This window comes from Stutzerimonas stutzeri, assembly GCF_019090095.1.
In the GTDB taxonomy this organism is placed as follows: domain Bacteria; phylum Pseudomonadota; class Gammaproteobacteria; order Pseudomonadales; family Pseudomonadaceae; genus Stutzerimonas; species Stutzerimonas stutzeri_AN.
Genome location: NZ_JAGQFP010000002.1, coordinates 369111 through 388353 on the forward strand (window position 1 = coordinate 369111; position 19243 = coordinate 388353).

Below are 19243 nucleotides of genomic sequence, written 5' to 3' on the forward strand. Positions count from 1 at the left end.
GCGCCGGCCCCTCTTCGGTGTGTGGACATCTGACCGCGGCGAACGGGATTGTGCCGCAGTGGCCGGGCGAACGGCCGAGCCGACTGACCGTCAGGCGTGCTGTACGCCGTCCAGTGTCCTGATCGGGCCGTATAGGTCCGGGCGGCGATCACGAAACACGCCCCAGGCACTGCGGGCGTGCTCCAGCTGATCGAGATCGAAGGTGTGCACCCGCACGCCTTCAGCGGTTTCATCCATTTCCTCGACCTTGGCGCCGAACGGATCGGCGATGAACGAGGAGCCGTAGAAGGTGATCGCGTAGCCGTCCTGCGCTTCCGTACCGATGCGGTTGCTGGCTATCAAGGGCATCAGGTTGGCCCCGGCGTGGCCTTGCTGCACGCGCTGCCAATGGTCGCGTGAGTGGATGCTCGGGTCATGCGGCTCGCTGCCGATGGCGGTGGGGTAGAGCAGCAGCTCGGCACCCATCAGCGCCATGCTGCGCGCGGCCTCGGGGAACCACTGATCCCAGCAGATGCCCACACCGATCTTCGCGTAACGGGTATGCCAGACCTGGAAGCCGGTGTCGCCGGGGTTGAAGTAGTACTTCTCGTGGTAACCGGGGCCGTCCGGGATGTGGCTCTTGCGGTAGACGCCGAGTACCTCGCTGTCGGCATCGATGATGGCGATGGAATTGAAGCGCGCGCGGCCGGCCAGTTCGAAGAAGCTGATCGGCAGCACCACGTGCAGCTCGGCAGCGACCTTGCGCAGGTGCTGGATCGCCGGGTTCTGGTCGACCGGTGTGGCCAGTTGCAGGTAATCGGGATTGGGCTTCTGGCAGAAGTACGGCGTCTCGAACAGCTCCTGGAGCAGGATCACCTGCGCGCCCTTGGCCGCGGCTTCGCGGACCAGCTTTTCAGCGTTGGCGATGTTGGCCTGGCGATCCCAGGAGCAGGCCATCTGGGTCGCGGCGACGGTAACGGTACGGGACATGAGCACCTCCAGTGCCGATCGGGTGAATTGGCGATTGCGCCAATCTAGTCGATATTTATCGGCTTGGAAAGCGTAATGAACGCACATGAAAAATATTGTAGCTCTTAAAGCCGATAATTATCGGTAACTAGGCGAGCGGTTGGACCCGCTTCGGCAGGCACGGCGGCAGGTAGAGACTCAGATAGGCGTCGAGCACGCGCATGCCTTCTTCGGCCATGCGCTCGGTGATCCGGCCGTGCTGATGCACCGAGCGTGCATAAACCCGATCGCCCAGCTCCAGCGCGAGCGCGAATACCTCGACGTCGTCCGGCAGTGGCGGCAGCTGGAAGTGCCGGGCGAAGAGGGCGCGCATCAGTTCGCCGAGTTCGAGGTCGTGCTGCCGGTCCGCCTGCATGACCTCAGCCAGCCCGTGCTGGGCGAGGATCAACTGGCGCGCCGCGGCATCGCGCTCGTAGATCGCCAGCATGCGCCGTTCGATCAGCCGCGACAGATCGTGCCAACCCCGCAGCGCCTGATGATCGACGGGTTGTTCGAGGCTGAGCCGAAAGGCCGCATGCACATCGGCGGTCAGTGCCTCGAGCAGCGCTGGCACGCTGGCGAAGAAGTGATAGACCGAAGACGGCGGAATGCCGGCGCGTTCGGCGACGCTGTAGATCGACAGCCCAGCCATGCCCTGCTCGGCCAGCAGGCCGCGGGCGGCGGACAGGATTTGCGCGATTCGCGCCTGGCTGCTGGCGCGAGGCTTGCGGCCGCTGGGCGAGTAGGAGCTGGGGGGCGTAGTGTTCATAGGCGCTATTGGATGCCACGGCGGCGACGGATGCAACGGGTCCGCGTATCGCCGTGCTGGGCATCGCACGCAGCTCAGCCGCCTGCCGGCGTAGCGCGGGCTATCACTGCCGAACTCGCGGTGACCCGCTTCGCATGTCGGCGAGGGGCAGGCGAACGCGCTGAAACCAGTCGTCATCACGGCTTGGCGCTGCATCGCGCAGTGGCTTAAATCAAGAGTACGGCGGCTCATTGGAGGAGGAGGCCATGCGCACACTGAGACTGCTCACGATCATGCTGACGGCGCTCAGCCTGAGCGCCGCCTTTGCCCATCTGCTGGAAATGCCGGCCAAGCTCGGCTATGACGCCGATCTCTGGCTGCACTGCTCCAGACGCTGTATCCCAACTACGGCAGGGTGTCGGGCGTCTGTGAAATTGGCGCGGTTGTCGCGAGCCTGGTGCTCACGGTTGCCGTGCGCAGGCGGCCGGTGGCCTTTCGCTGGTCGTTGCTGGCGGCCGTCTGCCTGGTCGTCACCCATGCCATTTTCTGGATATGGGTAGCGCCGGTGAATGCCGCGCTGGTGCCGCTGGCGCCAGAGGCGCTACCGGCCGACTGGGCGTCGTTACGCAACCAGTGGGAGTTTGCCCATGCCGCGCGCGCGTTGCTCCAGCTCGTCGCGCTGGCAGCGCTGGTGATGTCGATACTGGTGGAGCTACCGTCTACGCACGCTCGCGCCGTGCACGAGTGAAGCATCAGCCAACGCCTTTTGCTCAAACAGGAGTTCACATGCAGGTCAAACGTATCGTGGCCAACCTGAGCGTCGCCGATCCGGCGGCCGCTGACGCGTTCTACCGGGACATCCTCGGTCTCGAACTGGCCATGGATCATGGCTGGATCCGCACCTACACGAGCCCGTCGCAGATGACGCCACAGGTCAGCTTCGCGAGTCAGGGCGGCTCCGATACCCCGGTTCCGGACCTGTCCGTCGAGGTGGACGACCTGGACGAGGCCCTGCGACGGGTGCAGCACGCGGGCATACCGCTGGCGTACGGCCCTGCCATCGAGCCGTGGGGCGTGCGGCGCTTCTTCGTCAGGGACCCGCTGGGCAGGCTGATCAACATCCTTCAGCACCAGTAGCCCCAAGTGGGGGCCGAGGGGCTAAGGCGGTGACGCGGGCTGCGCTAGGTTGGCGCGACGCAAGTATGGGGCCTGACCGGCGGCCCGGTCGTCACGCTCGCATCGCGCCGGCAGGGCCCGCCAGGCGGCGGGCTCCGGTCAGACGGTGTGCAGATACCAGTTGTACTCCAGGTCGGAGATCGAGTGCTCGAACTCCTCCAGCTCGCTTTCCTTGCAGGCGACGAAGATGTCGGTGTACTGCGGGCTGATGTAGCGGGCCATGATTTCGCTGTCGTCCAACTCGCGCAGGGCATCGCGCAGGTTGGTCGGCAGGCTCGGCTCCACCTGCTCGTAGGAGTTGCCTTCGATCGGCTCGTCCGGCGCGATCTTGTTGGTCAGGCCGTGATGGATGCCGGCCAGGACGCTGGCCAGCAGCAGGTACGGGTTGGCGTCGGCACCGGCGACGCGGTGCTCGATGCGCACGGCGTCCGGGCTGTCGGTCGGCACCCGCAATGCCACGGTGCGGTTGTCCAGGCCCCAGCAGGGGGCATTGGGTACGTAGAACTGGGCACCGAAACGGCGGTAGGAGTTGACGTTGGGGCAGAGGAAGGCCATCGACGCGGCCATGGTCTGCTGAATGCCGCCGATGGCGTGGCGTAGCGTCTCGCTTTCCAGCGGATTGCTGGTGGCGAAAATGTTGTTGCCATTCTTGTCGAGCAGCGAAATGTGCACGTGCAACCCGTTGCCGGCCTGACCCGGGTAGGGCTTGGCCATGAAGGTGGTGTCCATTTCGTGGTCGTAGGCGATGTTCTTGATCAGGCGCTTGAGCAGCACTGCGTAATCGCAGGCCTTGATCGGGTCGGCCACGTGGTGGAGGTTGACCTCGAACTGTGCCGGTGCGCTTTCCTTGACGATGGCATCGGCGGGTATGCCCTGTTCCTTGGCGCCTTCGAGAATGTCCTGCAGGCAGTCGACGTATTCATCGAGGTCATCGATCAGGTAGACCTGGGTGGAATGCGGTCGTTTGCCGGAAATCGGCGAGCGGGGAGGCTGTGGACGACCGTTCACGTTTTCCTGATCGATCAGGTAGAACTCCAGTTCGAAGGCGGCGCAGATGGTCAGGCCGAGCGCATCGAACTTGCTCACCACTTGGCGCAGCACTTCACGCGGGTCGGCGAAGAAGGGCGACCCGTCACGCTCATGCATGGTCATCAGCAGCTGCGCGGTCGGGCGCTTCTGCCAGGGCTCGTTGCTCAAGGTGTTGGGGATGGGGAAGCAGGTACGGTCCGAGTCACCGATGTCCATACCCAGGCCCGTGCTTTCCACGGTGATGCCATTGATATCCAGGGCAAAGAGCGAAGCCGGCAGGTTGATACCTTTTTCATAAACCCTGTGCAGGCTGGCGCGTTCGATGCGTTTGCCTCGAACGACACCGTTCATGTCTGCGATCAGCAGGTCGACGTACTGGACCTCCGGGTGTTCTTTGAGAAATGCGTTCGCTTCGTTGAGCTGAACGGCACGCGGCGGCGAGAGCATGATGAAGCACCTTAATTGTTAAAAATTTCAATCATCAAAACGGTGTGGTTTGGAGTCAATCGAAAAGCCTTGTCGCTGTCAATAGCCCCCTCTAAATGCCCCATAGCGGCCCGCTGTGGGCGTTTCTGGGGCAGTTCGGCGAAAAAACACAAATCGCAAAAAGCTTCTTCCCGAAGCGCGAATGCTCGGCTATTGTCTATAAAAACGAACAAGACTACTCTCCGATGAGCCCCATCCGGAAAGACGAGTATCCCATGCCTCGCGTGCCTTTGATCGGCGTTTCGGCCTGTACCAGGCAGATCGGCCTCCACAGTTTCCACATCGCCGGCGACAAGTACCTGCGCGCGGCGGCTGTGGCCGGTATACCGCTGGTCATCCCGGCGCTCGGCGACCTGATCGATCCTGTTGCACTAATCGATAGCGTAGACGGCCTGCTCTTCACCGGCTCGCCATCGAATGTCGAGCCCCATCATTACGGCGGGCCGGCCAGCGCGGAAGGTACGCCGCACGATGCGGCGCGCGATCAACTGACGCTGCCGCTGATTCGCGCGGCCGTCGCGGCAGGCGTCCCGGTGTTCGGTGTCTGCCGAGGGTTTCAGGAAATGAACGTTGCGTTTGGCGGCAGTCTGCATCAGCGGGTCCATGAGGTGGGCCCCTATGCCGATCACCGTGAGCGCGCCGAGGAACCGGTGGAGGTGCAATACGGCCTCAGTCATGCGCTGCACGTTCAGCCTGGCGGTCTGCTCGAGCAGCTCGGACTTCCGGCCCAGATCGAGGTCAATTCGGTACACGGTCAGGGCGTGGAGCGACTCGGCGAGGGCTTGCGCATCGAAGCGCTGGCCCCCGATGGCCTGATCGAGGCGTTTTCCGTCGAGGGCGCGCAGCGTTTCGCCCTTGGCGTGCAGTGGCATCCGGAATGGAAGGTGCAGGAACACCCGTATTACCTGGCGTTGTTCGAGGGCTTCGCCCGGGCATGTCGGGAACGCGCAGGACGGCGCTGAGCGCGGGCCGGCACGGCGCTCGTATCACTAAACTCTGAGGTCGTTATGTCCAGCAAGCTCGACCAGCTCACCGGCTGGCTGAAAGAACGCAAGATCACCGAGGTGGAATGCCTGATCAGCGACCTGACCGGCATAGCCCGCGGCAAGATCTCCCCCACCAACAAGTTTCTCGATGAAAAAGGCATGCGCCTGCCGGAGAGCGTGCTGCTGCAGACGGTCACCGGCGATTACGTCGAAGACGACATTTATTACGAACTGCTCGATCCGGCCGACATCGACATGTTCTGCCGGCCCGACCCGGACGCGGTATTTCTGGTGCCCTGGGCCATCGAGCCGACCGCTCAGGTGATCCACGACACCTACGACAAGATGGGCAACCCCATCGAGCTGTCGCCGCGCAACATCTTGAAGCGCGTGCTGAAGATGTATGCCGACCGCGGCTGGCAGCCCATCGTCGCACCGGAGATGGAGTTCTACCTGACCAAGCGCTGCGAGGATCCGGACCTGCCGTTCCAGCCGCCGATCGGCCGTTCGGGCCGTCAGGAGACCGGGCGCCAGTCGTTTTCCATCGACGCGGCCAACGAATTCGACCCGCTGTTCGAAGATATGTACGACTGGTGCGAAGCCCAGGGCCTTGATCTGGACACCCTGATCCACGAGGAAGGCACCGCGCAGATGGAAATCAACTTCCGTCATGGCGAGGCGCTGCACCTGGCCGACCAGATCCTGGTGTTCAAGCGCACCATGCGTGAGGCGGCGCTCAAGCACAACGTGGCGGCCACCTTCATGGCCAAGCCCATGACCGGCGAGCCCGGCAGTGCCATGCACCTGCACCAGAGTGTGATCGACGAGACCGGGCGCAACATCTTTTCCAACAGCGACGGCACCATGAGCCAGCTGTTCCTGCACCACGTCGGCGGGCTGCAGAAATATATTCCCGAGCTGCTGCCGCTGTTCGCACCGAACGTCAACTCGTTCCGCCGCTTCCTGCCGGACACCTCGGCGCCGGTCAACGTCGAGTGGGGCGAGGAGAACCGTACCGTCGGCCTGCGCGTGCCGGATTCCGACCCGCAGAACCGTCGCGTCGAGAACCGCCTGGCCGGCGCCGACGCCAACCCGTACCTGGCCATCGCCGCCAGCCTGCTGTGTGGCTACATCGGCATGGTCGAAGAACTGAAGCCGAGCCAGCCGGTCCGGGGGCGGGGCTACGAGCGGCGCAATCTGCGCCTGCCGCTGACCCTCGAAGCCGCGCTGGAACGCATGGAGAACTGCCGCCAGCTGGAGAAATACCTGAGCCCGAAATTCATCACCGGCTATGTCGCGGTCAAGCGCGCCGAGCAGGAGAACTACCACCGGGTCATCAGCTCCTGGGAGCGCGAGTTCCTGATGCTCTCGGTGTAACGCACAGACGTCGGGTGGATGAGGTCATCCACCGTCCATACCCACTACTCAAGAGGTGATTGATGAGCGATTCGCAAACCCTGCAATGGCAAGCCCTGAGCCGCGACCATCACCTGCCGCCGTTCACCGACTTCAAGGCGCTCAACGCCAAGGGCACGCGGATCATCACCCGCGGTGAGGGCGTCTACCTGTGGGACAGCGAAGGCCACCAGATCCTCGACGCCATGGCCGGGCTCTGGTGCGTCAACCTCGGTTATGGCCGCGAGGAACTGGTCGAGGCCGCGACCCGGCAGATGCGCGAGCTGCCCTACTACAACCTGTTCTTCCAGACCGCGCACCCGCCGGCCCTGGCGCTGGCCAAGGCGATCGCCGAGATCGCCCCGGACGGCATGAACCATGTGTTCTTCACCGGCTCGGGTTCCGAGGCCAACGATACCGTGCTGCGCATGGTGCGCCATTACTGGGCAATCAAGGGCCAGCCACAGAAGAAGGTGGTGATCGGTCGCTGGAACGGCTACCACGGCTCGACCATTGCCGGTGCCAGCCTCGGCGGCATGAAGGCCATGCACGAGCAGGGTGACGGGCCGATCCCGGGCATCGAACACATCGACCAGCCCTACTGGTTCGGCGAGGGCGGTGACCTCAGCCCGGACGAGTTCGGCGTTCGCGTCGCCGAGCAGCTGGAGCAGAAGATTCTCGAAGTCGGCGAAGACAAGGTCGCGGCCTTCATCGCCGAGCCGATCCAGGGCGCTGGCGGCGTGATCATCCCGCCGGACAGCTACTGGCCGAAGATCCGCGAAATTCTCGCCCGCTACGACATTCTCTTCATCGCCGATGAAGTGATCTGCGGTTTCGGCCGCACCGGTGAGTGGTTCGGCAGCGACTACTACGGCAACGCGCCGGACCTGATGCCCATCGCCAAGGGGCTGACCTCGGGCTACCTGCCCATGGGCGGCGTGGTGGTGCGCGACGAAGTGGTGCAGACCCTCAACGAAGGCGGCGAGTTCTACCACGGCTTTACCTACTCCGGGCACCCGGTGGCGGCCGCGGTGGCGCTGGAAAACATCCGCATCATGCGCGAAGAGCAGATCGTCGAGCGGGTGAAAAGCAAGACGGCACCTTATTTGCAATCTCGCTGGCGTGAGCTGGTCGAGCACCCCCTGGTGGGCGAGGCGCGTGGCGTCGGCATGCTCGGCGCGCTGGAGCTGGTGAAGAACAAGAAGACCCGCGAGCGTTTCGCCGATCCGGGCGTCGGCATGCTCTGTCGAGAGCACTGCTTCCGTAACGGTCTGGTCATGCGCGCGGTGGGCGACACCATGATCATTTCGCCACCGCTGGTGATCAACGAAGAGCAGATCGACGAGCTGATTGGCAAGGTGCGGATCTGCCTGGATGCGACGCTCAAGGATGCACGTGGATGATGGCCGTGGCGCTGGCGCAGCGAATCGCGGACAGCGCGGTTTCAGTGCTAGCCGATTGCCTGCAAAAGCCGTCCGGGCGGTTGAAAAAACGCTACCGACCTTGCCAGACTGCGCGCGTGTTCTGGCCTGACCTGCCGAGGGGTGTGTCGATGCCGGTACCGCCGCACTAGTAGTCCAGGCGTGATGGGATCCGGCGCGCGACGCCGGTCCTTCGTGACCTGTCCCTAGCCCCAATACAAACGATCACAACAGGAGCTACACGGATGAAACCCTTTGCCAAGACACTCCTTGCACTGACGCTGGCTGCTACTGCCGCTGGCGCCGCCCAGGCCGAAGATAAGGTACTGCACGTCTATAACTGGTCCGACTACATCGCCGAAGACACCTTGGAGAACTTCACCAAGGAAACCGGCATCAAGGTCGTCTACGACGTGTTCGACAGCAACGAAGTGCTCGAAGCCAAGCTGCTCGCCGGCAGCTCGGGCTACGACGTGGTCGTCCCGTCCAACCCCTTCCTCGCCAAGCAGATCAAGGCTGGCGTATTCCAGAAGCTCGACAAGAGCAAGCTGCCGAACTGGGAAAATCTCGACAAGGACCTGCTCGAGGCGCTGCAGCCCAGCGATCCGGGCAACCAGTACTCGATTCCCTACATGTGGGGCACGATCGGCATCGGCTACAACCCCGAGAAGGTCAAGGCAGTCCTGGGCGAGAACGCGCCCGTCGACTCCTGGGATCTGGTGTTCAAGCCGGAGAACATGGAAAAGCTGAAGTCCTGCGGCGTCTCCTTCCTCGACTCGCCGACCGAAATCCTTCCGGCGGCACTGCACTATCTGGGCTACAAGTCCGACACCACCAAGCGTGACGAGCTGCAGAAGGCCGAGGATCTGTTCATGCAGATTCGTCCCAACGTGGCCTACTTCCACTCATCCAAGTACATCTCGGATCTGGCCAACGGCAACATCTGCGTCGCGATCGGCTATTCCGGCGACGTCTATCAGGCCAAGGCGCGCGCCGAAGAAGCCGGCGGCAAGGTCAAGGTCAGCTACAACATTCCCAAGGAAGGCGCTGGCACCTTCTTCGACATGCTCGCCATCCCGGCGGACGCGAAAAACGTCGATAGCGCGCATGTCTTCCTCAACTATCTGATGAAGCCTGAGGTGATGGCGTCCATCACCAACTACGTGCAGTTCCCGAACGGCAATGCGGCGGCCACGCCATTGGTCGACGAGGCGATCCGCACCGATCCGGGCGTCTACCCGAGCCAGGCCGTGCTGAAAAAGCTGTACACCTTCCCGGATCTGGATCCCAAGACCCAGCGTGCCATGACACGCAGCTGGACCAAGATCAAATCCGGACGTTAAGCAGTACAGCGTTGCGTGCAGGGCTTCGGCCCTGTTCGCAACGGTGCGGCAGGCGGCACGCCGTCGCCTGCCATGGATGAGGATGCCAAGCATGGCGCTCACTGTTCCGATGGTAGGTCACCTCGCACTGCTATCCCCGAGCATGGCCGTATTGCCAGTTGCTTGTTGATTTTCAGAGGCTTTTCCAATAAACAGCCCGCCTTTCGCCCCGCTGAGCCCTGGCGGCTGTCATAAAGAGGACCATTCCATGCGCTCGACACTGAAGTCGCTAATCGTCGCCGTTGCCGTTTGCGGTGCCGCCTCGGCCCAGGCTGCCTCCGTACATATCTACAACTGGTCGGACTACATCGGTGAAACGACGCTGGAAGAGTTCGAGAAGGCAACGGGCATCACCCCCGTCTACGATGTCTTCGACTCCAACGAGACCCTGGAGGGCAAACTGCTCGCGGGCCGCACCGGTTACGACGTCGTGGTCCCCTCCAACCATTTCCTCGGCAAGCAGATTCGTGCCGGCGCGTTTCAGAAGCTCGACAAGAGCAAGCTGCCGAACTGGGAAAACCTCGACCCGGCGCTGCTCAAGCAGCTGCAGAAGAACGACCCGGGCAATGCCTACGCGGCGCCCTATCTCTGGGGTACCAACGGCATCGGCTACAACGTCGAGAAGGTGACCGCGGCGCTGGGCATCGAGAAGGTCGATTCCTGGGCCGTGCTCTTCGAGCCGGAAAACGCCAAGAAGCTTGCCGGTTGCGGCATCGCCTTCCTCGACTCGGCCGACGAAATGATTCCGGCCATGCTCAATTACCTGGGGCTGGATCCCAACAGCGAAAATCCCGAGGACTACGCCAAGGCGGAGGCCAAGCTGCTGGAGATTCGCCCCTACGTGCGCTACTTCCACTCGTCCAAATACGTGTCCGACCTGGCCAACGGCAACATCTGCATTGCTGCGGGATTCTCCGGTGACGTGTTCCAGGCGGCCGCGCGGGCCGACGAAGCCGGCAAGGGCATCGACATCGCCTATGCGATTCCCAAGGAGGGCGGCAACCTCTGGTTCGACATGCTGGCCATCCCGGCCGATGCGCAGAACGTCGACGAGGCGCACGCTTTCATCAACTACCTGCTCAAGCCGGAGGTGATCGCCTCGGTGAGCGATTACGTCGGGTATGCCAACCCCAACCTCAAGGCCGGTGAGCTGATGGACCAGGAGGTGCGCAATGACCCGTCGGTCTACCCGCCACAGGAAGTGCTCGACCGGCTCTATGTCTCGGCCGAGTTGCCGCCCAAGATCATGCGTCTGATGACGCGCAGCTGGACCAAGGTCAAGTCCGGCCAATAGCGACACCCAGCGTGGCGATTGCGCTCCGGCCAGATCGCCACACCTCCAACACAACATGTTTCCGGCACCGTCCGGTGTCTCTTTTCATTCGGGAGTTCGCGTATGGCCGTAGCCTCCAGCGCTTATAAGAAGGCCCTCACCGGCGAGAGCCAGAGCAAGCAGGTGCTGTTGAAGATCGACCGCGTCACCAAGAAGTTCGATGAAACGGTGGCGGTCGATGATGTCTCGCTGAACATTCACCAGGGCGAAATATTCGCGCTGCTGGGCGGATCGGGGTCGGGTAAATCAACGCTGCTGCGCATGCTCGCCGGGTTCGAACGGCCCACCGAGGGGCGCATTTTCCTGGATGGGCAGGACATCACCGACATGCCGCCCTACGAGCGGCCGATCAACATGATGTTCCAGTCCTACGCGTTGTTCCCGCACATGAGCGTGGAGCAGAACATCGCCTTCGGCCTCAAGCAGGATGGGCTGTCGAAGGATGAAGTGAAGGCGCGTGTCGATGAAATGCTTGGCCTGGTGCAGATGACCCAGTACGCCAGGCGCAAGCCGCATCAGCTGTCCGGTGGCCAGCGCCAACGCGTGGCGCTGGCCCGCTCGCTGGCCAAGCGGCCGAAGCTGCTGTTGCTCGACGAGCCCATGGGCGCGCTGGACAAGAAGCTGCGCTCGCAGATGCAGCTCGAACTGGTGCAGATCATCGAGCGCGTCGGGGTGACCTGCGTGATGGTGACCCATGACCAGGAAGAGGCCATGACCATGGCCGAGCGCATCGCGATCATGCACCTGGGCTGGATCGCCCAGGTCGGCAGCCCCATGGACATCTACGAGACCCCGGCCAGCCGCCTGGTCTGTGAGTTCATCGGCAACGTCAACCTGTTCGATGGCGAGCTGATCGAGGATGTGGAGGACCACGCGGTCATTGCCTCGCCGGGCCTGCAAAACCCCATCTACGTGGGCCATGGCATCAGCACCCGTGCCCAGGACAAGCAGATCACCTACGCCATCCGTCCCGAAAAGCTGCTGATCGGCACCGAACTGCCCGAGCTGGAGCGTCCCGGCTACAACTGGGCCAAGGGCGTCGTACATGACATCGCCTACCTTGGCGGGCATTCGGTCTACTACATCCAGCTGCCGTCCGGCGGCGTTCTCCAGGCCTTCATGGCCAACGCCGAACGCCATGTGAAACTGCCGACCTGGGAAGAAGAGGTCTTCGTCTATTGGTGGGACGACAGCGGCGTGGTACTGCAAGCATGAGCCGCCCATCATTGAATGTCGGGCGCCGTCTGGTCATCGGCGTACCCTTCTTCTGGCTGATGTTGTTCTTCCTGCTGCCGTTCGCCATCGTGCTGAAGATCAGCTTCGCCGAAGCCGACGTGGCCATCCCGCCGTACACGGACATCTTCGCCTATGCCGACCAGCAGCTGCAGGTGCTGATCAACCTCGGCAATTACATTTTCCTCAGCGAGGATGACCTGTACTGGGCAGCCTACGCCGGGTCGTTGCGAATTGCGTTCTTCAGCACCCTGATGTGCCTGTTGATCGGCTATCCCATGGCCTATGCCATCGCGCGGGCGCGTAAGGATCTGCAAACGGTTCTGCTGCTGCTGATCATGATGCCGACCTGGACGGCCATCCTGATTCGCGTCTACGCCTGGATGGGGATTCTCAGCAGCAACGGCATCCTCAACGGCCTGCTGCAGAGCCTGGGGCTGATCGACGCGCCGCTGCAGATCCTCAACACCGACCTGGCGGTCTATATCGGCGTGGTCTATTCCTACCTGCCGTTCATGATCCTGCCGCTGTACGCCAACCTGGCCAAGCACGACCTCAGCCTGCTTGAGGCCGCGTCCGATCTGGGCGCCAGCAACCTCAGCGCGTTCTGGAAGATCACCGTGCCGCTATCAAAGAACGGCATCATTGCCGGCTGCATGCTGGTGTTCATTCCGGTGGTGGGTGAGTTCGTCATTCCGGAACTGCTCGGCGGGCCGGAAACGCTGATGATCGGCAAGGTGCTCTGGCAGGAATTCTTCAACAACCGTGATTGGCCGGTGGCCTCCGCGCTGGCGGTGGTGATGCTGGCGATCCTGCTGGTACCGATCATCCTGTTCAACCGCAACCAGACCAAGGAATTGGAGGGCAAGCTATGACTCGTTCGAGCGGCGGGCTCCCCTGTTCGACTGGCTCTCCAGGCCGATGGGTGACCTGGGAAAAGGGAGTTAGGCCATGAAACGCTACAGTTTTTCCAATCTGATCCTGGTGCTGGGGCTGCTGTTCATCTACCTGCCGATGGTGCTGCTGGTCATCTACTCGTTCAATGCGTCGCGCCTGGTGACGGTGTGGGGCGGCTGGTCGATCAAGTGGTACGTGGGGCTGCTGGACAACAGCCAGCTGATGGGTGCGGTGATGCGCTCGCTGGAGATCGCCCTGTATACCGCGGGTTCGGCCGTGGCGCTGGGCACCATGGCCGCCTTCGTGCTGACCCGCATTCCGCGCTTCCGTGGGCGTGCGCTGTTCGGTGGCCTGGTAACCGCGCCACTGGTCATGCCGGAAGTGATCACCGGTCTGTCGCTGTTGCTGCTGTTCGTGGCCATGGCGCAACTGATTGGCTGGCCCGCCCAGCGCGGCATCGCAACCATCTGGATCGCCCACACCACCTTCTGCTCGGCGTACGTCGCGGTCATCGTGATGGCGCGTCTGCGCGAGCTGGATCAGTCCATCGAAGAAGCGGCCATGGACCTCGGCGCGCGCCCCTGGAAGGTGTTCTTCCTGATCACCATGCCGATGATCGCGCCTTCGTTGGCTGCGGGCGGGATGCTGTCCTTCGCCTTGTCGCTCGATGATCTGGTGCTGGCGAGCTTCGTCTCCGGGCCGGGGGCGACCACCTTGCCGATGGAGATCTTCTCGGCAGTCAGGCTGGGTGTGAAGCCGGAGATCAACGCGGTGGCCAGCCTGATCCTGCTGGTGGTCTCGGTGGCGACCTTCCTCGCCTGGTACATCAGCCGCCGTGCCGACAAGCGCCGGGCGCGTGCCATGCGCCAAGCCATGGACGAGGGCGCGCAGCAGAACTGGCGGCCGACGGTCGAGAGCAATGTCGTCACCACGCCGCCGGCCGCGCACAGCTGAGGCACCACACGGGATTGTGGTCCGCCGGGGGTCAGTCCGACCCTGGCGGGCCCCAGTCACAGAAACAGCCCACCGCCAGCGAATGCGTAGCCTTGACCGGGCGGCCGGCCAGTACCGCCTCCAGAATCGGTTCGATGAAGCTGTTGCTGGAGTTGCACACCGCGCCTTCGCTGTAGGGGCCCAGATAGACCAGTTGTCCGTTGGCATCCCAGACCCCGACCGCGGGGCTGGCCGGCAGGCTTTGCGAGCCGGGCAGAGCGTCGAGAGGCTGCAGGGCGGCCAGCGGCTCGGGCAGGCGGCCCTGGCTGCCCGGCTTCTGCAGGGCGTAGAAGTGCACGCCGCGCTCGCCGAAGCGCTCCAGCAGCTCGGCCAGGTGCTGCTGATTGCCGGCATTGCACGGGCAGGCGGGGTCCCAGAAGTGCACGACGCGGACGCCTCCGGCGTTTTTCAGGGCGTCGGGTAGTTCCAGGCGATCGCCGGAAAACAACTGCGCGCTTTCACGATCGAAGGGCCGCAGGTAGCGAGCTTCGAACCAGCGGAAGGCCGCCAGCATGGCAGCGCCCCACAGCAACGCGATCAGCGCTGCGATCAGATATTTACTGCGTACGGACATCTCGGCACCCTGCAACGGAGGCGCCAGCTTGCCACGTCGCGTTACAGAGCTGAAGATTCCGTTCAATTCGAGCCAGAAACGCTGTCATGTCCTCGCGAATCGACCCCGACGCCCTCCGCGCGCAGCTACAACCGCTTGCTGCCGGCACGCCGCTCAGCGCCGCGGCACGCTTCTACCAGGGCTACTACGGCCTGGATCTGCCACAGCACCCTCATATCGAGCATCGCCTGGGCTGCTTTGCGGTCCACGGCTACCAGGTGGCCGCGCAGGCGTGGTGCCCGCCGCAGCCGGTCGCCACGCTGCTGATCCTGCACGGCTACTACGACCACATGGGCCTCTACCGACACGTTGTCGACTGGGGGCTGCGCATGGGCTTCGCGGTGTTGGCCTGCGACCTGCCCGGTCACGGGCTATCCAGCGGACCACGCGCGAGCATCAATGAGTTCGACGAATACCAGGCGGTGCTGGCAGGCCTTCTGCACGAGGCAGAGACGCTGCGGCTGCCGCATCCCTGGCATCTGCTGGGGCAGAGCACCGGGGCCGCGATCGCGCTGGACTACCTGCTGGCCCATCCGGACGACCCGCGGCTCGGGCGCGGGGTGCTGCTCGCGCCTTTGGTGCGGCCGCGGGCCTGGCGCTGGTCCAAGTTCAGCTATGAGGTGATGCGGCGCTTCGTCAAGCAGATCCCCCGGCAATTCAGCGAGAATTCGGGAGACCCGGCCTTTCTCGAGTTCGTCCGGTCCAGCGACCCGCTGCAGCCGAACACCTTGCCCACCGCCTGGGTCGGCGCGCTGTCGCGCTGGATCCCGCGCATCGAGGGCGCGCGGCGCAGTCCACACAGCCCGATCATCGTCCAGGGCGAGGCCGACATGACCGTGGACTGGCGCTACAACGTCCCGGTGCTCGAGAGCAAGTTCAGTGCGCCGGAGGTCCTGTACCTGCCGGGCGCGCGTCACCATCTGGTCAACGAACAGGAGGCGATACGCCGCCGCTACTTCGATTTTCTCAGTGAGCGCCTGGGCTAGGTGGGGATCACCAGCCTGGCGGCCCGAGCCTGGGTTGCGCTGCCGCTCGTACCTACCGCGAGACCCGCACGCAGCGCTTGCAGGGCTGCCCGGTAATAGTCTTGGCCGGCGTCGGACTGCGCGAACTGGACGAACTCTTCCAGTTCGGCATCGGACAGATCCCGATAGATGAACAGCAGCGTGTTATCCAGGTCGCTCTCGACCTGCTGCTGCAGGCGTTCACGCTGGCTTTCCACCAGACCCTGGGCCTGACCGCCGCCGAGCAGACCGGGGATCATCTGGGCGAGGCTGTCGGCGGCAACGCCGGCCAGCGCCAGGCTGACTTCCGCGCCCGCCTCGGCGGCGGGTAGCGCCTGGGCCAGGTGGCGAATCAGCAACTGCCGATTGCTGCCGGCCTGCATTCTCGGCAAGCCGTTCTCATAACGCGCCAGCTGCTCGCGGCGACCGGCCAATACCTCCGCGGCGACCACGTTGTGGCCCAGCGGCGATTGAAAAAATTCGAGTGCCGGCTGTGGATCCGACAGCGCCTGCCGCAGCGCCTGCTTGGCGCGCTGATCGACGGCATCGACGGCAAAACGGCGGTTGCTGTTGGTCACCAATGCCTGGAACACCGCCGGGGGCAGGCTGCCCTTGTAGCGCTGCTGGGCGGCGGTCAGGGCATCGGAAAAATTGGCGCGCTGTTCGCTCCAGCCCGCCGCCTCGTAGAGTTCGTCGTAGCGATCGGCCAAAGCGTTCAGGCTGAAAGCGAGTAATACACAAGCGATAAGGGCGCGCATGAAAGCTCCTCTGTGGCGGGCGGTTTATTTTCGGCGTCGCGACCCGGGGTTGTCGAGGTGCGAAAGCACTGCTGCTAGACTCAGCGACGGTTTCCGCGGGCCCGCCTGGGCCGCAGGGGAAACGCCATCCGACCCACTGGAGTCACCGTTCTTGCCGTTCTCCACGATCATTGATGACCTGGCCGCACGCGGCTGGTCGTTGCAGAGTGCCTTCCTTGCACAGGATGTGACCCAAAAGCTGGCCGACGAGTGCCGCAGACGCTATGCCGAAGGGGCGCTGGCGCCGGCCGGCGTCGGTCGCGGCGAAGAGCAGGCGGTGCGCGAAGGCATCCGAGGCGACCATATCCACTGGCTGGAAGAAGGGCAGGCGCAGGTGTGCGATGCCTATCTGGCGCTGATGGATCAATTGCGCCAGACGCTCAACCGCGAGCTGTTCCTCGGTCTTGAGGAGTTCGAATGCCACTTCGCGCTCTATCCGCCGGGCGCCTTCTACCAGACTCATCTGGATCGGTTCCGTGATGACGACAGCCGATGCGTCACCGCAGTCGTCTACCTGAATCCGGACTGGCAGCCGGCTGATGGCGGCGAGTTGCGCCTGTATCTCCCCGATGCGTCGAGCTTCGATATCGCACCGCTGGCCGGCGATCTGCTGATGTTCCTGTCCGGCGATTTCCCCCACGAGGTGCTGGTGACCCAGGCCGAACGACTGTCGTTGACCGGCTGGTTTCGCCGGCGTCCGGTGGACGTGCTGGCGCTCTGACCAGACAGCAAACGATGGTGCATGAAAAAGCCCGGCACTGGGCCGGGCTGAGAGCAATCGATCGACGCGGCTACATCCCCAGCAGGCTAGGCAGGCCTAGGGAGATCATCGGCACATAGGTAATCAGCACCAGGAACGCCATCATCAGCGCCAGCCATGGCAGCACGGCGCGGATCACCTGGGTGACCGGCATGCCGGTCACGGCCGAGGCGACGAACAGGTTCAGCCCCACCGGTGGCGTGATCAGGCCGATTTCCATGTTCACCACCATGATGATGCCGAGGTGGATCGGGTCGATGCCCAGCTGAATAGCGATCGGGAACAGGATCGGCGCCAGGATCAGGATGATCGCCGACGGCTCCATGAAGGCACCGGCTACCAGCAGCACGATGTTGACGACCAGCAGGAACATCCAGGGCTGCAGCCCGGCCTCGAGGACCATGGCGGTGATCTGCTGGGGCAGCTGCTCGGTGGTCAGCACGTGGGCGAAGAGCATGGCGTTGGCGATGATGAACATCAGCATGATGGTCAGCTTGCCCGACTCCAGCAGCACCTTCGGGCAGTCGCGCAGGGTGATGTCCTTGTAGACGAACAGCGCGATGAAGGCGGAGTAGACCGCGGCCACGGCGGCGGCTTCGGTCGGCGTGAACATGCCCGAGTAGATGCCGCCGAGGATGATCACCATCAACAGCAGGCCCCACAGCGCCTGGCGAGCCGAGGACAGCCACTGGCGGAAGGTCGCCCGCGGCATGGCCGGCAGCTTCTTCTTCACCGCGACGATGTAGATCGCCACCATCAGGCCGACGCCCAGCAGGATGCCCGGCACCACGCCCGCCATGAACAGCTTGCCCACCGAGGTTTCGGTCGCGGCGGCGTAGACCACCATGACGATCGACGGCGGGATCAGGATGCCCAGGGTGCCGGCGTTGCAGACAATGCCCGCGCCAAAGGCCTGCGGGTAGCCCGAGCGGACCATGCCGGCGATGGCGATGGAGCCGACCGCGGCCACGGTCGCCGGCGACGAGCCGGACAGCGCGGCGAACAGCATGCAGGCCATCACGGCACCGATGGCTAGGCCGCCGCGGATGTGACCGACGGTGGCGTTGGCGAAGTCGATCAGGCGCTTGGCCACGCCACCGGTGGTCATGAAGGCACCGGCCAGCAGGAAGAACGGAATCGCCAGCAGGGTGTAGTGTTCGGACGTTTCGAACAGCTTGATCGCCAGCGAGCGTACCGAGTCGGGGCTGAAGAACATGATCGTCAGCGAACCGGCCAGGCCGAGGGAGATGGCCACCGGGACGCCGATGAACATCAGTGCAAACAGCGCCAGGAAGAGGAACAGGATAGTCATTACTTCGGCTCCTCTTCACCGAGACGGGCCGCTTCGGCGGCTTCGTCGGCCAGGCCCAGTCCGGTCTGATCGTTGCGCAGGATGCGCACCAGGATCTCTGCGAATCGAATGAAGACCATGGCAAAGCCGATCGGCACGATCATGCCGATCTGCCATTGCTTGACGCCGATATGGCCGAGATCTTCAGCGCCGATACCGGCCGTGAACAGCGTCTGGATCCACTCGAAGCTCGCCACGGTGATCAGGCCGGCGTAGCCCAGGCAGAACAGGCAGGCGATTACGCCGATGTAGCGCTGGATGTTGCGCGGGGCGAGCTTGACCAGCGCATCGACGCCGATGTGGCCGGCGGTGCGCACGCCATAGGCCAGGCCGGAGAAGATCAGCCAGGCGAACAGCGCCCGGGTGAGCGCCGAACTCCAGGTCATGGACTGCGCTAGGCCGATGATGAAATCACCGGCGGCAAAGAAGAAGTCTTCCGCGGCGGGAATGGTGTCCCCCAGCGAATAGAAAACGGTGTAGAGGTTGTTCAAGACCACATAAACAAAGGTCACCAGAGTCATGGCGGCCAGCAAGAAGGCGATGAAGCCTTCCTCGAAGTGGTCCCAGACGCGCCAGAGGGCGTTCATGGATGACATCTCCCGATGAAATGCATTGGATTCGATGGGCGTACGCACTGTGCGCCATAAGCCGG

19 protein-coding genes are annotated in these 19243 nt (G+C 63.6%); 12 read left to right on the plus strand and 7 right to left on the minus strand.

Annotated elements, in window-relative coordinates; genetic code table 11:
• Nucleotides 1–90: 90 nt before the first annotated feature.
• Nucleotides 91–969 carry an N-carbamoylputrescine amidase gene (aguB, locus tag KVO92_RS11415; RefSeq protein WP_217475766.1) on the minus strand — a complete coding sequence of 293 codons (879 nt, stop codon included), beginning with the start codon at nucleotides 967–969 and terminating at the stop codon, nucleotides 91–93.
• A 127-nt stretch (nucleotides 970–1096) separates the two neighbouring features.
• The gene (locus KVO92_RS11420) at nucleotides 1097–1756 is read right to left on the minus strand and encodes a TetR/AcrR family transcriptional regulator (RefSeq protein ID WP_217475767.1); all 660 of its coding nucleotides are present in this window, start codon (nucleotides 1754–1756) and stop codon (nucleotides 1097–1099) included.
• Between the two features lie 436 nt (nucleotides 1757–2192).
• On the opposite strand from KVO92_RS11420, the gene KVO92_RS11425 reads away from it, so the two are divergent.
• Together KVO92_RS11425 and KVO92_RS11430 are read left to right on the plus strand one after the other, a co-directional pair.
• Nucleotides 2193–2483 (plus strand): hypothetical protein, encoded by a 291-nt coding sequence (locus KVO92_RS11425; RefSeq protein WP_423836231.1) that lies wholly within the window; start codon nucleotides 2193–2195, stop codon nucleotides 2481–2483.
• Between the two features lie 38 nt (nucleotides 2484–2521).
• Nucleotides 2522–2872: a VOC family protein gene (locus KVO92_RS11430; RefSeq protein WP_217475769.1), complete on the plus strand. Its 351-nt coding sequence runs from the start codon at nucleotides 2522–2524 to the stop codon at nucleotides 2870–2872.
• A gap of 138 nt (nucleotides 2873–3010) precedes the next feature.
• Here KVO92_RS11430 and KVO92_RS11435 read toward each other — a convergent pair whose 3' ends face one another.
• Entirely contained in the window at nucleotides 3011–4387 is a 1377-nt protein-coding gene (locus tag KVO92_RS11435) for a glutamine synthetase family protein (RefSeq protein WP_217475770.1), read from the minus strand.
• 254 nt (nucleotides 4388–4641) lie between these two features.
• Here KVO92_RS11435 and KVO92_RS11440 point away from each other — a divergent pair, with 254 nt between their 5' ends.
• The 8 genes from KVO92_RS11440 to KVO92_RS11475 all read left to right on the plus strand — a co-directional run bounded on the left by KVO92_RS11440 (nucleotide 4642) and on the right by KVO92_RS11475 (nucleotide 14027).
• Nucleotides 4642–5388 carry a gamma-glutamyl-gamma-aminobutyrate hydrolase family protein gene (locus KVO92_RS11440; RefSeq protein ID WP_217475771.1) on the plus strand — a complete coding sequence of 249 codons (747 nt, stop codon included), beginning with the start codon at nucleotides 4642–4644 and terminating at the stop codon, nucleotides 5386–5388.
• A 45-nt stretch (nucleotides 5389–5433) separates the two neighbouring features.
• On the plus strand, nucleotides 5434–6789 hold the full coding sequence (locus KVO92_RS11445) for a glutamine synthetase family protein (protein WP_217475772.1): 1356 nt from the start codon (nucleotides 5434–5436) through the stop codon (nucleotides 6787–6789).
• Between the two features lie 62 nt (nucleotides 6790–6851).
• Complete coding sequence (locus KVO92_RS11450) at nucleotides 6852–8210, plus strand: aspartate aminotransferase family protein (RefSeq protein ID WP_217475773.1); 1359 nt, start codon at nucleotides 6852–6854, stop codon at nucleotides 8208–8210.
• A gap of 263 nt (nucleotides 8211–8473) precedes the next feature.
• Nucleotides 8474–9571, plus strand: a complete 1098-nt coding sequence (locus KVO92_RS11455) for a polyamine ABC transporter substrate-binding protein (RefSeq protein ID WP_217475774.1) — start codon at nucleotides 8474–8476, stop codon at nucleotides 9569–9571.
• A 247-nt stretch (nucleotides 9572–9818) separates the two neighbouring features.
• Nucleotides 9819–10904 carry a polyamine ABC transporter substrate-binding protein gene (locus tag KVO92_RS11460; RefSeq protein ID WP_217475775.1) on the plus strand — a complete coding sequence of 362 codons (1086 nt, stop codon included), beginning with the start codon at nucleotides 9819–9821 and terminating at the stop codon, nucleotides 10902–10904.
• Between the two features lie 102 nt (nucleotides 10905–11006).
• A complete protein-coding gene (gene potA, locus KVO92_RS11465) occupies nucleotides 11007–12158 on the plus strand; it encodes a polyamine ABC transporter ATP-binding protein (RefSeq protein ID WP_217475776.1) in 1152 nt (383 codons plus the stop codon).
• On the plus strand, nucleotides 12155–13051 hold the full coding sequence (locus KVO92_RS11470; protein ID WP_217475777.1) for an ABC transporter permease subunit: 897 nt from the start codon (nucleotides 12155–12157) through the stop codon (nucleotides 13049–13051). The genes potA and KVO92_RS11470 overlap by 4 nt, the downstream gene beginning before the upstream one ends.
• Nucleotides 13052–13127: 76 nt before the next feature.
• On the plus strand, nucleotides 13128–14027 hold the full coding sequence (locus KVO92_RS11475) for an ABC transporter permease subunit (protein ID WP_217475778.1): 900 nt from the start codon (nucleotides 13128–13130) through the stop codon (nucleotides 14025–14027).
• A gap of 31 nt (nucleotides 14028–14058) precedes the next feature.
• On the opposite strand, the gene KVO92_RS11480 is transcribed toward KVO92_RS11475, so the two are convergent.
• Entirely contained in the window at nucleotides 14059–14640 is a 582-nt protein-coding gene (locus KVO92_RS11480) for a DUF6436 domain-containing protein (protein WP_217475779.1), read from the minus strand.
• 86 nt (nucleotides 14641–14726) lie between these two features.
• On the opposite strand from KVO92_RS11480, the gene KVO92_RS11485 reads away from it, so the two are divergent.
• Nucleotides 14727–15665 (plus strand): alpha/beta hydrolase, encoded by a 939-nt coding sequence (locus KVO92_RS11485; protein ID WP_217475780.1) that lies wholly within the window; start codon nucleotides 14727–14729, stop codon nucleotides 15663–15665.
• Here the strand turns inward: KVO92_RS11485 and KVO92_RS11490 are convergent.
• Nucleotides 15662–16441 (minus strand): hypothetical protein, encoded by a 780-nt coding sequence (locus tag KVO92_RS11490; protein ID WP_217475781.1) that lies wholly within the window; start codon nucleotides 16439–16441, stop codon nucleotides 15662–15664. The genes KVO92_RS11485 and KVO92_RS11490 overlap by 4 nt on opposite strands.
• A gap of 151 nt (nucleotides 16442–16592) precedes the next feature.
• On the opposite strand from KVO92_RS11490, the gene KVO92_RS11495 reads away from it, so the two are divergent.
• Entirely contained in the window at nucleotides 16593–17201 is a 609-nt protein-coding gene (locus tag KVO92_RS11495) for a 2OG-Fe(II) oxygenase (RefSeq protein WP_217475782.1), read from the plus strand.
• Between the two features lie 70 nt (nucleotides 17202–17271).
• Here the strand turns inward: KVO92_RS11495 and dctM are convergent, their stop codons facing one another.
• Together dctM and KVO92_RS11505 are read right to left on the minus strand one after the other, a co-directional pair.
• Entirely contained in the window at nucleotides 17272–18552 is a 1281-nt protein-coding gene (gene dctM, locus KVO92_RS11500; protein ID WP_217475783.1) for a C4-dicarboxylate TRAP transporter large permease protein DctM, read from the minus strand.
• The gene (locus tag KVO92_RS11505) at nucleotides 18552–19178 is read right to left on the minus strand and encodes a TRAP transporter small permease (protein WP_217475784.1); all 627 of its coding nucleotides are present in this window, start codon (nucleotides 19176–19178) and stop codon (nucleotides 18552–18554) included. The genes dctM and KVO92_RS11505 overlap by 1 nt, the downstream gene beginning before the upstream one ends.
• Between the last annotated feature and the right edge of the window lie 65 nt (nucleotides 19179–19243).